Origin of the sequence: Paenibacillus doosanensis (assembly GCF_025060755.1) — a bacterium.
Taxonomy (GTDB): domain Bacteria; phylum Bacillota; class Bacilli; order Paenibacillales; family NBRC-103111; genus Paenibacillus_S; species Paenibacillus_S doosanensis.
The window spans coordinates 1-15321 of record NZ_JANYUY010000042.1; the positions used below are offsets into that span (position 1 = coordinate 1).

The 15321-nt window shown below is 53.4% G+C and carries 16 protein-coding genes; 6 read left to right on the forward strand and 10 right to left on the reverse strand.

The window, feature by feature from the left end; all coding sequences use genetic code 11:
* Positions 1-486 precede the first annotated feature (486 nt).
* The 7 genes from tsaD to N0M98_RS24150 form a co-directional block, all read right to left on the reverse strand.
* Positions 487-1551, reverse strand: coding sequence for a tRNA (adenosine(37)-N6)-threonylcarbamoyltransferase complex transferase subunit TsaD (tsaD, locus tag N0M98_RS24120; protein ID WP_259619419.1), 1065 nt, complete (start codon positions 1549-1551; stop codon positions 487-489).
* Between the two features lie 3 nt (positions 1552-1554).
* Entirely contained in the window at positions 1555-2070 is a 516-nt protein-coding gene (gene rimI, locus N0M98_RS24125) for a ribosomal protein S18-alanine N-acetyltransferase (RefSeq protein ID WP_249860887.1), read from the reverse strand.
* A 12-nt stretch (positions 2071-2082) separates the two neighbouring features.
* Positions 2083-2922, reverse strand: a complete 840-nt coding sequence (gene tsaB / locus N0M98_RS24130) for a tRNA (adenosine(37)-N6)-threonylcarbamoyltransferase complex dimerization subunit type 1 TsaB (RefSeq protein ID WP_249860886.1) — start codon at positions 2920-2922, stop codon at positions 2083-2085.
* Entirely contained in the window at positions 2919-3413 is a 495-nt protein-coding gene (gene tsaE, locus N0M98_RS24135; protein WP_249860885.1) for a tRNA (adenosine(37)-N6)-threonylcarbamoyltransferase complex ATPase subunit type 1 TsaE, read from the reverse strand. Before tsaE ends, tsaB begins: the two co-directional genes overlap by 4 nt.
* A gap of 20 nt (positions 3414-3433) precedes the next feature.
* Positions 3434-4456 carry a thiamine-phosphate kinase gene (gene thiL, locus N0M98_RS24140; protein WP_259619420.1) on the reverse strand — a complete coding sequence of 341 codons (1023 nt, stop codon included), beginning with the start codon at positions 4454-4456 and terminating at the stop codon, positions 3434-3436.
* 232 nt (positions 4457-4688) lie between these two features.
* Positions 4689-4871, reverse strand: a complete 183-nt coding sequence (locus N0M98_RS24145) for an H-type small acid-soluble spore protein (RefSeq protein WP_249860883.1) — start codon at positions 4869-4871, stop codon at positions 4689-4691.
* Between the two features lie 37 nt (positions 4872-4908).
* Positions 4909-5166: a hypothetical protein gene (locus N0M98_RS24150; protein WP_249866540.1), complete on the reverse strand. Its 258-nt coding sequence runs from the start codon at positions 5164-5166 to the stop codon at positions 4909-4911.
* Positions 5167-5322: 156 nt separating this feature from the next.
* Here N0M98_RS24150 and ku point away from each other — a divergent pair, with 156 nt between their 5' ends.
* Positions 5323-6171: a non-homologous end joining protein Ku gene (gene ku / locus N0M98_RS24155; RefSeq protein ID WP_259619421.1), complete on the forward strand. Its 849-nt coding sequence runs from the start codon at positions 5323-5325 to the stop codon at positions 6169-6171.
* 293 nt (positions 6172-6464) lie between these two features.
* Here ku and N0M98_RS24160 read toward each other — a convergent pair whose 3' ends face one another.
* Complete coding sequence (locus tag N0M98_RS24160; protein ID WP_249860881.1) at positions 6465-7400, reverse strand: ATP-dependent DNA ligase; 936 nt, start codon at positions 7398-7400, stop codon at positions 6465-6467.
* An 84-nt stretch (positions 7401-7484) separates the two neighbouring features.
* On the reverse strand, positions 7485-8030 hold the full coding sequence (locus tag N0M98_RS24165) for a chromate transporter (RefSeq protein WP_249860880.1): 546 nt from the start codon (positions 8028-8030) through the stop codon (positions 7485-7487).
* Positions 8031-8256: 226 nt separating this feature from the next.
* Between N0M98_RS24165 and ligD the strand changes: the two genes are divergently transcribed.
* On the forward strand, positions 8257-9162 hold the full coding sequence (gene ligD, locus N0M98_RS24170; protein ID WP_249860879.1) for a non-homologous end-joining DNA ligase: 906 nt from the start codon (positions 8257-8259) through the stop codon (positions 9160-9162).
* A gap of 22 nt (positions 9163-9184) precedes the next feature.
* Here ligD and cls read toward each other — a convergent pair whose 3' ends face one another.
* Complete coding sequence (gene cls / locus N0M98_RS24175) at positions 9185-10618, reverse strand: cardiolipin synthase (protein ID WP_259619422.1); 1434 nt, start codon at positions 10616-10618, stop codon at positions 9185-9187.
* 183 nt (positions 10619-10801) lie between these two features.
* Here cls and N0M98_RS24180 point away from each other — a divergent pair, with 183 nt between their 5' ends.
* The 4 genes from N0M98_RS24180 to N0M98_RS24195 are packed head-to-tail and all read left to right on the forward strand — an operon-like array spanning position 10802 to position 15310.
* The gene (locus N0M98_RS24180; protein ID WP_259619423.1) at positions 10802-12430 is read left to right on the forward strand and encodes a spore germination protein; all 1629 of its coding nucleotides are present in this window, start codon (positions 10802-10804) and stop codon (positions 12428-12430) included.
* Complete coding sequence (locus tag N0M98_RS24185) at positions 12427-13608, forward strand: Ger(x)C family spore germination protein (RefSeq protein ID WP_259619424.1); 1182 nt, start codon at positions 12427-12429, stop codon at positions 13606-13608. The genes N0M98_RS24180 and N0M98_RS24185 overlap by 4 nt, the downstream gene beginning before the upstream one ends.
* A complete protein-coding gene (locus N0M98_RS24190) occupies positions 13605-13838 on the forward strand; it encodes a hypothetical protein (protein ID WP_259619425.1) in 234 nt (77 codons plus the stop codon). Before N0M98_RS24185 ends, N0M98_RS24190 begins: the two co-directional genes overlap by 4 nt.
* 32 nt (positions 13839-13870) lie before the next feature.
* Positions 13871-15310 (forward strand): GerAB/ArcD/ProY family transporter, encoded by a 1440-nt coding sequence (locus N0M98_RS24195; RefSeq protein ID WP_259619426.1) that lies wholly within the window; start codon positions 13871-13873, stop codon positions 15308-15310.
* Positions 15311-15321 lie beyond the last annotated feature (11 nt).

The window sequence follows — 15321 nt, forward strand, 5'->3', positions numbered from 1 at the left end:
CACCTTTCGTTATAACAGAGCTTGTCTTAAGCTCAAAATTCAATGCTAGCGAGAATTTGCATTCTCTATTTAACACTCACTCGTTGTTCAGTTTTCAAAGGACAATCTTCGTTCGTTTTCGACATCCGTCGAAAGCGACCTGACTAATATATCATATTCGCCTATCTCTTTGCAAGCTTTTTTTTCGAAGATTTCATTTGCTTCTTCTTAAAACTTGCCCGCCGCCGAAGCGACAAGTAGTAATGTACCAAATTCGAGCAACGATTGCAAGCTTTATTTTAATATTTTTTTCAAACCAAGATTTCGCAGCGGCTGCAGCTTCTCTATTGAGCGTGGCGAAGGCTTCGCCGCGATGCCTATTTCGATTCTTCAATCGCTGGTGCAAACAGATTCTTAGACAGCGGCCTTGCAGCTAATTGCGCACCGTTCGACATGTCCCGGCGCAACGAAGCGGCCCGGCCGATTTCGGCCGGGCCGCTTCGTTGTTTACACAGACCATTCTTCCAGCTTGAGCGATGGCTCGGCCTTTATATCCAAGGCCGAGAACTGGCTGCGCCGCCATTTTAGAAAGGCTGCGGCGGCAATCATCGCGGCATTGTCGGTGCAGAGACTAAGAGGAGGCGCAAGCAGCGGCAAGCCGATTTCTGAGCAGCGCGCGGCAAGCCGCTCGCGCAATCCTTTATTGGCGGCGACCCCGCCCGCCAGCACAAGCTGCTTCGCGCCACAAGCAGCGACGGCGCGTAACGCCTTCTCCACCAGCACGTCGAGCACCGAGTCCTGGAAGCCCTTGGCTACAGCTTGCGCCGCAAGCTGCTGCCCTTTCATGTTCGCCTGGTTCAAGACGGAGAGCACCGCCGATTTCAGCCCGCTAAAGCTGAAATCGTATGATTCCGGCTCCAGCCATGCGCGCGGCAGAGGCACCCCTTCCTCCGCCTCATGAGCGAGCCGGTCGATATGCGGACCGCCGGGATAGGGCAGCTTGAGCGCACGGGCTACTTTGTCGTAGGCTTCGCCGACGGCATCGTCGCGCGTCTGCCCGATAATCCGGAATCGGCCTTCCGACTCCACGTATACCAGCTCGGTATGTCCGCCGGACACAACCAGCGATACGAATGGATACTGCAGCTCATGCACGAGCTGGTTGGAGTAAATATGCCCCGCGATATGATGCACTCCGATCAGCGGCAGATCCAGCGCACATGCCAGCGTTTTTGCCGCTACCAGCCCGACCAACAATGCGCCTACAAGCCCCGGTCCTTGCGTAACGGCAATGGCGGATAGCTCGGACGGCTGAATCCCCGCTTTGCCGATCGCCTCCTCGATAATCCAGGTGATCGTCTCCACATGCTGCCGCGAAGCGACTTCAGGCACGACGCCTCCGAAACGCCGGTGGGTTTCGATTTGGCTCGATACCACATTGGACAAAATCGTCGCGCCATCCGCTACAATCGCAACGGAAGTTTCGTCGCAGCTCGTTTCAATTGCCAGTATATACGTCGGTTTATCAGGATGAAGCCCGCTTGCCGTCTCCATCGAATCGGTTGTTTTCATAGATTAATCCCCTGTTAATTCGTTCAATGTATTATGTTGATATTTGGGCAGATCGGCCCACATAATAATAGCGTCTTCCCGGTTGTCGGTATAATAGCCGCGGCGGACGCCGACCGAATAGAACCCTAGCTTTTCGTACAGGTTTTTGGCCACCAAATTGGAAGGCCGCACCTCCAGCGTCATACGAACCGCGCCGAAAAAGCTCGCCGTCTTCTGCAGCTCGCGCATAAGGCGCTCGCCTAGCTTTTTGCCGCGATATTTTTCCTTAACCGCTACATTCGTCACATGGGCTTCCTCCATGATCAGCCACATGCCTCCGTATCCGGCCACTTCGCCGTCGCATTCCATAACCATATACCGCGCGAATTGGTTGTTCGTCAATTCATTTTGAAATGCCCCTGCCGTCCAAGGCGTCGTAAACGCCTCCTGCTCGATTTCGCAAATAGCCGGAATATCTTCCGTCGTCATGGAGCGAAATTCCAGAGGGCTTAGGGCTTCCATACTCTCGCCGAGTTCCATGAAGAAGCCTCCTTATGATTTATGCGCCAGCAGCTTAGCCTCCGCTTCCGGCAGCTGCGTGTAATTGGGCACTAGAGTATGAGGCTGCGCCAGCAGTCCTTGCTTCAGACGCAGCACCCCGAGCTCCGCCAAATGGCGGGCGCGAATCTCGTGAGGCACTTCGGACGCGCCGGCGCCCCATGCCGCAAAGAAACGTTGAAGCACCTCTCCGTGCAGCGCCGTCTCTCCGGTAAAAATAATCCGGTCCGGATGCTTGCCGTCCGGCTTTTCCGCCTCGGCAAGCAGTTGCTCCGTCCATGAAGACATCAGCCTAATGCCGTCCGGAACAAGACAGCTCCATTCGCGGCCGGCGGCCTGATACAGGGCGGTAAAAGCCTGTCCCCGGCGCGCCTCGATCATCGGTACGATCCAGGTCGTCGTCTCCGGCTGAGCACACACCGTATTCAGCGCAGACAGGCTGCGGGCATCGCCGGTTTCCGCACTGCGCACGCCTTGGTGCAGCAAGTAGGCTTCCAAGCCGCCCAGCGCCATCGTCTCCAAACTCGATACGGCCACCAAAGACATGCTGTGAGCCCATGCGAATGTCTTGGCTACGGTAACCCCAATGCGCACGCCGGTATAAGATCCGGGGCCTACGCCAACGGCAAATGCGTCCAATTCGCGGGGATGCAGGCCGTTCTCGTTTAACAGCTCCATAATTTGAGGAAGCAGGTGTATGGAATGATTTCGCTCGGCTTGGGAGCTCATTTCACCGATTAATGCTCCTCCCCTTGCCAATGCGATGGACATGGAGCTTGTTGAAGTATCGATAGCAAGCAGATGTCCGTCAAATGTTTTTATCTCAGTAGTCATTGTAAAATACCGTTCTCCTTCAGTTGTTCACACCATTCCTTATAAGGGTTGCCGTGTGGAGTCAATGTAAACATGCGTCCCTCCGGATTCCCGTCCTCCGTATGACGAATGGCGATAGCCAGCCGGTCTTCGGGCAGCAATTCGGTAATCAGAGAGGACCATTCTACCAGCGTAATGCCTTCTCCGAAAAAATATTCATCCAGGCCCAGCTCGTCCGCCTCATCCTGAGAAAGCCGATATACATCCATATGATAGAAGGGAAACCGCTCTCCTTCGTATTCTTTAATAATGGTGAACGTAGGACTGTTCACGACATCGCTCACCCCGATCGCCCGCGCTACCGCCTTCGAGAAGGCAGTCTTGCCCGCTCCCAGATCCCCGTCCAGAGTAATGACGGTTCCGGGGCGGAAATAGGGGGCGAGCCGCGCCGCCAGTGAAACGGTGTGCTCCGGATTCTCGGCTTTATACAAATAAGAGGTCGATTCGACCATTTCAGGTTCCACCTCTTCCGTTAAAAATGATTGTATCCTTTTTTCTCCAGGGACACGACTTTCCCGCCGCTTTGCACCAGTCTTACGCCGCGCGGCTGCGTTTGGACATATCCTATGATATGGAGCGCAAGGCCCGCTTCGCGAAATTTGGCTTGCATCGCTGCGGCGTGCTCCTCCCGCATAGTTCCGACCAGCTGATAATCTTCGCCGCCGTACAGAATAAAGTCGAGAGCGTCCAATTCTCGCTGCTGCGCATAGACCAGAAGCTCGCCCGCAACCGGAATGCGTTCCTCAATCAAATCGATCCCTACGCCGGAAGCTTCGGCGATTTCCCACGCTTCGCTCGCCAGGCCGTCGCTGACATCATTCAAAGCATGGCAAATGCCGGAACGCTGCAGCAATTGTCCGGCTTCGATCTGCGGATCGGGGCGGCAATGGGCGCGCACTAAAGCGGAATGCGCTTCGGTTACGGAATGCTCGTCCCATTCGCCGGATGGGATGCCGCGGTCCAGCAAATACTGCAGCCCGGCCGCTGACAGTCCCAGAAAGCCCGTAGCGAACAGCACGTCCCCCGGCTTCGCTACGGAACGAAGCAGCGCCTTCCCCCGTTCGACCTCGCCGATAATCGTTACGGCTACGGTGATCCCTTGAACGGCGGAAGTCGTATCCCCGCCGGCAATGACAACCCTAAAGCGATCGGCGCATTCGTACAGCCCCTTATAAATACTTTCGATCTTATCCAACGCCGTTCCTTTAGGAAAGCTGAGCGAGATCAGCGCGTATCTCGGAATCGCTCCCATCGCCGCAATATCGCTAACCGCCGCCGCCATCGCCTTGTATCCGATATCCGTGTCGCGCATCGTGATCTTCTTAAAGTGAATCTCTTCGGTCATCGTATCGCATGTCATGACCAACTGACAGCCAGAGGTCAGATTCGCTACCGCCGCGTCGTCGCCGATCCCGGTCACGATCCCGCGTTCCTTCTGGAAAGCAGGCGTTTGCCTTCCTTCCGTTAACCTGCGAATGATTGCAAATTCATCCATAGAACTTCAAAACCCGCCTCCGCATCCGTATTCTCCCTATTATAGCCCGCTCCACCTAGCGCCGCAATAACCTTCTCCGAGGGACGAATCTTCGAAAAGCTGCGTCTGCCCGAAAGCGGCGGCATCTTGTTTCAATCGCATGAACGAAAGACCGCACCGGAATCCGCAAGCCTTTCCGAACAAAAAAAGCCCCGCCCTTCAAGCATTTAAGCTGCATGGGGCAGGGCTTCGGTTATTGAACTTCCTGAAGCTGCTCGACCGCTACGATTCTTGCATCGGCCGGCCGGTCTTCTACGTGAATTTTGGCTGTCGCTTGATCCGCATCCACACTGTCGATCCATACGGCTACGCCGTTGAGCTCCACTTCGATTTTTGCATCAGACTGCAATATTTCCTGAGCTCGGTACACTTTCATTCGTATCCCTCCGCATAATGGCTCCCGCACCTTTTATTCAATCATGAGTGCTTTCATTCAGTACCGATTCCGGATGATCCATCGTATCGGTTGTCGATTCTCCGATATGACCGTTGTTCGCCGACACATATCCTCCGCCCAACCCTTCATTAACCATACGATCGATATCCATAAAATAATCTTCCCGGCCCTGGTGCGTAGTGTCGTTCGTCAAGCCGGCGGCTTCTGTCGTCTCATTTGCCGTTTCATTACGGGCACCGGCAGATTTGCCGTTTTGCGAATTGTTGTTGTCCATCGAAAGGGAAATCCTCCTTATATCGGCAGCTTAAAGGCCGTTAGGCCACGCCGGTCGTTAATTGTAGGATGTCCCTCTCCTCGGCCGATTCATTCATACACATTTACCTAAAAGGGGATACTGTATGTAATTCGCAACGATGAAGGAGGAACTCTCATGCATACGGTCTGGAAAGGCGCGATCAGCTTCGGGTTGGTACATGTCCCGGTCAAAATGTTCTCCGCAACCGAGGATAAGGATATATCGATGCGTTACATCCACAAGGAGTGCATTACCCCTTTGAACTTCGTTCGCAAATGCTTGACCTGCGAGCGGGAGGTCGAATGGGGAGAAATCGCCAGAGGCTATGAATATGAGCCGGGAGCTTTCGTTCTTTTCGAGAAGGAGGAGCTGGAGAAGCTGAGCGGCGAGGTAACGAAGGAAATCAAAATTTTGGATTTCGTTCAACTGACGGATATCGATCCGATTTATTTTCAAAAAACGTATTATCTGGCCCCTAACGAAACCGGAGCGAACGCTTATTCGCTGCTGCTGGAGGCTATGAAGCAAACGGGTAAAATCGGCATAGCCAAAGTATCGATCCGCTCCAAAAGCAGCTTGGCCGCCGTCCGCGTAATCGATAATTGCATCGCTATGGAGACGATCTTTTATCCCGATGAAATCCGCGCCGTCGATCAGGTTCCGAATCTGCCCGAGCAAAGCAAAGTAAACGACAAAGAGCTCGAAATGGCCAAAATGCTTATCGAGCAGCTGACGACTCCTTTCGAGCCGGAAAAGTACAAGGACGACTACCGGGAAGCCGTGCTTCACGCCATCGAGCAAAAAGTAAGCGGCCAGCAGGTGAGCGTCGCTCCCGAGCCGCATAAAACGAACATCATCGACCTGATGTCCGCGCTGCAAGCCAGCCTGGACTCCATGAAGCCGATACCGGAAACCGACGCTCCGAAAGCGGCCAAAGGCAAAAAAAGCAAAGCCAAGGAGAAAGTAAAGGAAACCGTGTCCTGACATGGTCCCCGACCCGAAGAACAAATCCCCCAAAAGTGACGTGATGCTCTGAAGCTTATTCCGTTCGCTTCCAGCCTAGGCTGGATCGGCGTCTAACCATTCCTCTGGGATCGTTCTATGGGTAGACATTCCTTTCGGGGGAGCCCACGGATATCCACAGGATATGGCTGCGCATCATTTCCTAAACAAAAATAAACAGCCGGCAGCTGTTCAAGCAGCTTGCCGGCTTATAACGTCTTGAGAGCTCGGTGAAAATACGACAACTGCGTAACTGCGTATTCGGGCAAATGCTTTCAGAAACGGCAGCTTGCGGGAAGAACGTCGACAAACGCTTGGATGCTCGGCTGGCGCAGCGTCCGGTTATGAGTCCAATTCATAAACTGAACTTTCACCGTCATGACAGGCTCGATCCATACCGCATCCTTGCTCCGCTCCGGCATATCGACGAACGGCTTGTCCGCACGCCGCAGGCTGCGCGTCTTGGCCGTCAACGCTTTCCAGTCGTCCTGGGTCAGCTTGCCTGTGCCGGCATGACCTATGTACCACAATCTTCCTTGATCGTCGTACAATCCAAGCAGCAGCGCATTGACCGTACCGTCGCGATGCGTAACCCCGCCAACTACGGCGATCAAATCCTGATACCATTTCTTCTTCATCCAGCGCCTGTCTTTGCCGTGCACTGCATATGTGCTGGTCGAGTCCTTGCAGACGATGCCTTCCAGCCGATGCTGCTTGGCGACTTCGAACAGACCCGCCAGCTCTTTGTAACTGGGTACGAGCTGAACGTAAGGTACCGGCTGAACGACTTGCTCCAGCACGATCTGCCGCTCGGACAAAGGCTTGTCCGTCAGCCACTCGCCATCGGCATACAAGATATCGAATACCATATAAACGATCGGTATTAGCTTTCGCACCGCCTCCACCCGCTGAACGCTGCGCAGCCCGTCGCGCTTCATTACCTGATGAAAAGACGGCTTCCCTTCTTCCAGCGCGATAATCTCCCCGTCGAGAATGACCGAATCGGCCTTACAGTAAACGCGCGGATCGGCAAGCTCGGGATACTGCATAGTCCGATCGTTCAGCTTGCGGTTCACCAGCCGAGCGGCGGCGCCGTCATAGTAAGTCAGCATGCGGACTCCGTCCCATTTCAGCTGAGCGATCCATTCGCTTCCTTCCGGAAGCTTGTCGGTTGACACCGGTTCAAACGGTACGATGGGCTCCAGATGCATGATCTTCCTCCGAAAAACAACAGGTTATTTCCCAAGTATGGTCAATCCGGGGCCGGATCATTCCGCGGGAGCCGGCGAATCTCTTTATCGGCTGAAGAAGATGGCTCCGATAATAAGTGACGCTACAATTCCCCATGCGGCGTTAATGTTCAAATACTGTACCATAATGAAGTAACCCGCTCCGAGCAAAAACGGCATAAAGCTAATAATGCCTTCGCTCGGCTTGAAGGCGTATTTGGCAAAATCGTAAGCGAGCATCGCCATCATGACGAAAATAACGGGCTGAACGCCCTTGATCATGCCGCGGATGACGGCATTGTTTTGCAGCTTCACCATAACTCCCACGAGGGCGATCATCAAGAGGGCGGTCGGCATGACGACCGCGGCGAGCGCGACGCAAGCCCCCGCCCATCCGGCGATTTTGAATCCGATATAAGCGGCCAGCTTGGTGGCGATCGGTCCCGGAAGCGCATTGCCGAAAGCTAACGCATTGCCGAATTCTTCCGGGCTCATCCAGCCCATCCGCACGACTTCGTTTTGATACAGCGGAATGATGGAGGGTCCCCCTCCATACCCAAGCATCGTAGCTCTTCCGAAAGCGATAAATAAATTCCATAATGTCATCCACATCGTTGACTTTTCCCCATTCCTCTATTGCTTCATACTCTTCCGGCTCTTGTATCGCTCGATCAGCGTTTGACAATTCCGCGCTGACGATTTCTTATTATATCTATCGCTATTCAAGACGTAAACCATAAGGTTTGGATTGGCCCGCTCAAGACCATAATGAGGATAATAAGCGCCGCACAGACGGGATTACCGCTACTACCGTTCTTAGAAGGAGATCATGCGACTTATGGCGACAGCATCCAAGCACAATAAAGGCACGGTCATTATAGAAGGACAGGAAATCGTAATTACGAATCCGAACAAGCTGCTTTGGCCCGAGCTCGGCATCAGCAAAATCACGTATTTGGAGAAACTGCTGCAGCTTGCTCCGTATTTGCTCGAATACTGCCGCAACCGTTATTTGACGACGATCCGCTTCCCTAACGGCTATGCGGGCAAATCGTTTTATCAAAAAAACGCCCCCGAGCCGACCCCCGATTTTGTAAAAACGGCGGTGCTCGAAGGCATCCAATATGTGCATCTCGATTCCGTGCCGACGCTGCTTTGGCTCGGCAATCTGGCCTGCCTGGAATTTCATCCGTCCTTTCACCGGATCGGCGAGCAGCTTCCCGAAGAATGGCTGATCGATATCGATCCGAGCCGGGACCCGGAGCCGCGCATTATGGAAGCGGCCGAAGCGATCGGCGAAGCTTTGGATAAAATGGGCATCCGTTCCGTACCCAAAACCTCGGGGGCGACCGGCGTGCAAATTTATGTTCCGATCGAACACGGCTATACGTTCGAGCAGCTGCGCTCAATCGGGTTGTTCGTAGCTCGGTACGCCGTGCAAAAGCATCCGAAGCTGTTTACGATCGAACGGCTGAAAAAAGACCGCGGCTCGCTCATCTATATCGATTACCTGCAGCATTGGTACGGCAAAACGCTGTCCGCCCCCTATACGCCGCGCGCCCGCAAGGACGCCACGGTTTCCACTCCGCTGCTTTGGGAGGAAGTCGCCCGCCGCTGCGATATCCGGGAGTTTTCGCTGCTGACGATCGAAAGCCGCCTTAGCGAGCAGGGCGATCTGATCAAGCGGGTTCCGCCGCAAAATTTGGACAAAGTGCTGGCCTTCGTTCAATCGGCTGCGCCCTGAACATGGTTCATCGGACAGACTCTTAGAATAGAGGGGAGAGAAGGCGGGCCACGACTTCCTTCCCTTTTTGCAGCCGCGACCTTTTCTCGAACGCTTCAAGCTTCAGCTCCTTGCAATCTTTCAAATCCTGAAGAAAGTCCGCCTCCAGCCGCTGGATCGTCTCCTTGTCGAACAGCACCGCGTTCAATTCGAAATTGCTGAAAAAGCTCCGCATATCCATGTTGGCCGTCCCGACGGAAGCCAGCACATCATCAATGATCAGCACCTTGGCATGCATGAAGCCTTTTTCATAGGAATAAAACCGGACCCCTACCTGCATCAGCTCCTCGAAATAAGACATAGAAGCGTAATTCACGACTTTGGAATCGGGTCTCGACGGATAGATTACCCTGACGTCCACCCCGCTGATTGCGGCGGTCTTCAGCCCCATGCTAATGCTCGGATCGGGCACAAAATAAGGCGTCGTGATGAAAATCCGCTTTTTTGCCGCCGTAATCGCCCCGAAGTACATCTCCAATATCGCGTCCCAGTGCGCATCGGGACCGCTGCTAATGATCTGCACCCGCTTCCTGCCGGCATTATCGTGCTCGGGAAACAATATTGAATCGGTCAGCCGCTGGTTGCTGACGAATTGCCAATCGGCCAGAAACGTGTACTGCAGCGAATATACCGAGTCGCCGATGAGCTCCAGATGCGTATCCCGCCAAAAACCGAGATTCGGATTTCCTCCCAAATACTCATCGCCGACGTTGATGCCGCCCAAATACCCTTTGACGCCGTCCACGACCACGATTTTGCGGTGGTTGCGGTAATTCATCCTTTTGTCGAAAAAGGCGATCAACGGAGGCAGAAACACATGCGCTTCGACTCCGGCGTCGCGCAGCTCGTTCAAGAAACGGTTATCGAGCTTATAGCTTCCGACCCCGTCGAAGATGCAGCGCACTCGCACGCCTTCGCGCGCCTTGCGAATAAGCAGCTGCTGAAAGACGGTGCCGATCCGGTCATGGCGAATCGTGTAAAACTCAAAATGAATATAGCATTTCGCTTGCTCAATCGCTTCCATCATCGCTTGATACGCTTTATCCGCGTTTGTGAGCACATTCACTTCGTTTTGCTGCGTTACCGATGAGCTCGGAATATTGTTCAACAGCGCATACAACCTCGGCTCCACCCGCGACCTGTCCGGCTCGGCATCCTCTCCGTCTCTCGGCTGCGATGCCGCGTATCTCCGGCCTTCATGCTTGGAATCAGGCACGTAGCGAAGCGCTCTGCGGCGCACCTTTTTGCGGTGCGTGTATTCTTTGGCCAAAAAATAATACATAATAAATCCAATAATTGGAAAAATAAACAAAATGACGAGCCATGCCACCGTTTTGGACGGATGTCGAAATTCGTGAAACAAGATCGTAATGATCTGAAAAATAAACAGCAGCAGCGCGCCTACAAGCCATATCACCGCCCAAATCCCCCCTATTCACAGGCTGCTGCCCAAAATGATCCAATACCGTATATTGTAGTCTTTTTGCAGCGGCAGTATTCAGGGGGACGAAGCGATGCCGGCAAACTTTCCTATAGCATAAATAAAAATTCCTTTTTTGAGAAAAATATACGGAACCGAACGCATTTCAAGGAGGCTGCCATGCAGCGATTGAGATTTCGCAAAGAAAAAGCCAAGGATACTAAAAATCAGGCGCTGCAAAATTTCGACTACCGCTTTATCGACGAATTAAAATCGGTGCCGATTCATTCATCATTGGAAGAAAATAAAAAATATTTGAATGCGTTATTCAAAGATTGCTCCGATTTCGTCATCCGCGAATTTAATATTGAAGACAGCGTCAAGGCGATCATGTTCTTCGTCGACGGCATGGTGAACACCGAATTCGCCAACGACGCCATGAAAGCCCTGATGATATTGGAAGGAGGCGAGCAGCTTCTCGACCGGATCATCGAAACGACGCTGCCGGTTACGCAAGTTCAGAAATCGGGCAACTATTCGGATCTGCTGCTGTCCGTGCTCGGAGGCGATGCCGGGCTGATCGTGGATGGAAACACCCAGGCGCTGATGATGGGCATACGCGGTATGGAGAAGCGTTCCATTCAAGAGCCGGAGACGGAATCCGTTATCCGCGGCCCGCGCGAAGGCTTCGTCGAAAACCTGCGGACGAACACCTCCATGATTCGCCGAAAGCTGAAGACGCCGCGGCTCAAAATGAAGCCGATGACAATAGGCCGGGAGAGCAACACAAGCATTGTCATTACTTATCTCGACGACATCGCAGACCCCGCCATCGTCGAAGAGGTAGAAAAGCGTCTGGGTAAAATCAATATCGACGCCGTGCTGGAAACCGGTTATTTGGAGGAATTCATTCAAGATTCCGCTTACTCTCCGTTCCCGCAAGTACAGTATACCGAGAGACCGGACACTGTCGCAGCCTCGCTGCTGCAGGGCCGTGTCGCCATTATTGTCGACGGCACGCCGTTCGTGCTGATCGTCCCCTTCGTCTTCGCCGAAGCCCTGCAGGCGTCGGAGGACTATTACGAGCGGTTCCAGATTTCCACTCTGATCCGCTGGCTGCGCTTCGTACTGCTTATTTTGTCCTTGCTGACGCCGGGACTGTACGTCGCATTCACGACGTTCCATCAAGATTTGCTGCCTACATCGCTGCTGCTTTCGGTAGCCGCCTCGCGCGAAGCGATTCCCTTCCCGGCCGTGGTGGAAGCGTTAATTATGGAGACGACATTCGAGGCGCTGCGGGAAGCCGGTATCCGCCTGCCCAAAACGATCGGGGCTGCGGTTTCCATCCTCGGCGCTTTGGTCATAGGCCAGGCCGCCGTACAAGCGGGAATCGTCTCCGCGCCGATGGTTATCGTCGTTTCCTTAACCGGGATTGCGTCCTTCACAATTCCGCGGTTTAACGAAGCGATCGCGATCCGGATTCTTCGCTTCCCTATCATGATTGTAGCCGCTATCTTCGGTCTGTACGGGGTTCTGATTTGCATTATGCTCCTGCTCGGCCATTTGGCCAACCTGCGCTCCTTCGGCATTCCCTATTTGTCGCCGTTCGGACCGCTGTCCTCTTCCGACTTGAAGGATGCGTTGTTCCGCTCTCCATGGTGGAGCATGCGCAATCGGCCAGCTTATATGCCTTTGAAGGATACGGTGCGCATGGGGGACGAAGCCAGCGATGAGATCAGGGAGCAGGGCGGCCAACGGGGAATGAACATCGAGCATAACCATGATGAAGAAAGAGGCGATGTCAAATGAATCGACGCTTCGCCCGTTTCGTACTTCTCGCCTGCTGTCTGCTGCCTCTCGCAGGATGCTGGGACAGGACGGAAATTAACGACGTCGCTTTCGTCGTCTCTTCGGGGGTCGATTTGGAAAAGGACGGACGTATCCGCATTACCGTCATGGTCCCGCTCCCCGGACAAATGGGCGGAGCTACCGGCGGCGGCGGCGGAACCAGCGGCAGCGGGAAGAGCTATTATCTCGACTCCGAAGTCGGCAAGACCTTTCGCGAAGCGCAGGCCAGACTGCAGGAGCGCATGTCCCGGCGAATGTTCTTCGGGCATCGCCGGACGATGGTCATCGGGGAAGATGTCGCCAAGGCGGGAATCAGCGACTTGTTCGATTCCTCTCCGCGCAACTCGGAGAACCGGATGTCCTCCTACATTATTGCGACAACAGGCAAAGCGTATGAGCTGCTGCAAGCGACGCCCAAATTCGAGCGCTTCCCGTCGGAGGTCATTCGAGAGCTTGCCAAAGCCCATTACGTCATCGATATGAACATGAAGGATATCGGAGTAGCTCTGAATGCGCCCGGGAGCGATCCGGTTATGGTTTATATGGACCCGGTCGATTCGCAGAAAAGCGAAAACAAATCAAAGGAAATCACCGTTAAGGGCTATATGCAGTTCAAAGGCGACAAGCTGGTGGATAAGCTGGAAAACGAGCAGGCCCAAGGCTATGCGTGGCTGCGCAACGAATCGATCAAAACGACCGTAACTCTGGACGATCTTTCCGGAAAACCGACCGGAATAGGCCTAAGAGTGCGGCGGATCAAAACGAGCATAAAGCCGGAGCTTCTCGATCAGCGGCTCAAGTTCCGCATTAGCGTGCAGGCTAAGGCCGTACTGCTCGAGGATGACCGCAACATGGATCTGAGCCAGCCGAAAAACGTCGAAAAAATCGAAAGAATGCTGAACGAATATATCAAAAAGGCGATAATCGAAGTTATAGAAAAATGCAAAAAAAACAACGCCGATTCCGTTCAATTCGGCACGTTCGTATGGCGCAGCTATCCCGATGAATGGAAAAAAAAATTTGCGGCTTCATGGCCTGAAGGATTAAAGGAAGCGGAGTATGATGTCGATGTCAGCAGCATGCTGATAGAAACCGGCTTGATCTATGAAAATGTGACGAAAGGACACCGGCTCAAATGAACAATATTTTCTTAACGTCCTTTTTCTTGCTGATGGTCGTCTCTCTGCTGTTCGATCTGCGTAAGCTGCGGAGTCAAAACACAATGCTGAAGGGCTTGTATTACACTATTTATACCGCATCGGCCTGCATATATATATGCTACTTGTTGGGATATCCCATTCCGATGCCTACCAGCCTCTTCATTCATAAAGTATCGCCATGGGTGTTCTCGCTCATTAGCCGCAATTAGCCACTACTCTTCTTAGCGAAGCAGGTGAAGCAATGGATTCGAAGCAAATTATCAATTACCGGCAGTTCGCCTGGCTGACCGCTTCCTTATTGACGGGAGGCGGATTGGTCAACATTCAGCACGATCTCGTCAGGGTCGCGCGCATGGACGCATGGTTCACCTATATTATTCCGTCGATATACGGGATCGCCATAGGTTTCATGTTCTATAAGCTATCGCAGCGCTTCCCCGGCAAAAATCTGTTCGATATTACCAAAATTACTCTAGGCAAAGGATTCGGCACTTTGTGCAATCTGCTGCTTATCTTCCATCTGTGGCTGCTGCTCATCCGGGACGTAAGGTCGTTTACCAAGTTCATGGGGACAATTCTGCTTCCCAACACGCCCGAAGAGATCGCCTTGATGATGCTGATTCTCTTGATTATGTATTTCGGACGGACCAGTATCGAGGTCATCGCCAGGGTGAACGATATTTTCTTTCCTTTCTTCGCCTTGACGATCATCTTCCTGCCGCTCATGCTGTCCAACGAGTTGGACAAGTCGCTGGTGGAGCCGGTTCTGGCGGGCGATATGATCTCCGTCTGGTACGGGAATTTACTCACCCTCGGGTGGTATGGCGACGTTCTGATCATGGGCGCCTTCCTGCATACGCTGGGGCAGCTCCGTCTGGTCCGTTCGGCCATCCGGCACGGCGTCATATTGTCCTCGCTGTTCCTCGGCATTTTTCTGCTGATGGAGGTTCTCGTGTTCGGACCGGTCATTACGGACAACCTGATCTACCCGAACTACAATCTGGTGCAGCAGATTCATATCACCGACTTTCTGGACCGGATGGATTTGCTCATTCTCAGCATTTGGGCGCCGATCTTGTTCTGTAAAGACATTCTGATCTATATGGCCCTGCTGACAGGTATCGCCAGTCTGGTAAAGCAGCGCGATTACAGCACGATTAACACGCCGGTCGGTCTTTTCGTTCTGATGACGAGCTTGCTGGCTTTTAAAAATACGACCGAGGTATTCAGCTTCAGCAACTATAGCTCTACCGTCATCGTGCTCTGCTACCAGCCCCTGCTTCTCATTCTACTGGTGTTGTTTGCCCGCAGATTCCCTAAGCTTCAGCAGGCCGCAGGGGAACAGCAAAAAGCAGGCCCGGCAAACGGAGGCGCCGATCCGCCCGAAGGCGGGCAAAGCAAAGGCAAGGCCGCGGAAGATTCGGGCGGCTCGGGAGCGGCTAACCAGACTAAACATAGCAGCGGAGGCAGCGGAAGTCGCGGCAGCCAGCGGTCCTATCACGGCTGGTCGCGGACGAGCAATCTTCTGCTGCTAATCGGCCTGATTGCCGTAGGCACAGGCTTATGGGGAAGCGAGTACCATTCCATGATTGGCGTCGGCTGCAGTTTCGTCTACGGAGCGTGCATGATTTTGGCCGTCATCAGCTCTTACATGGAACTGGTGCAGGCAAGACAGCAGTAGCATTTGTACCG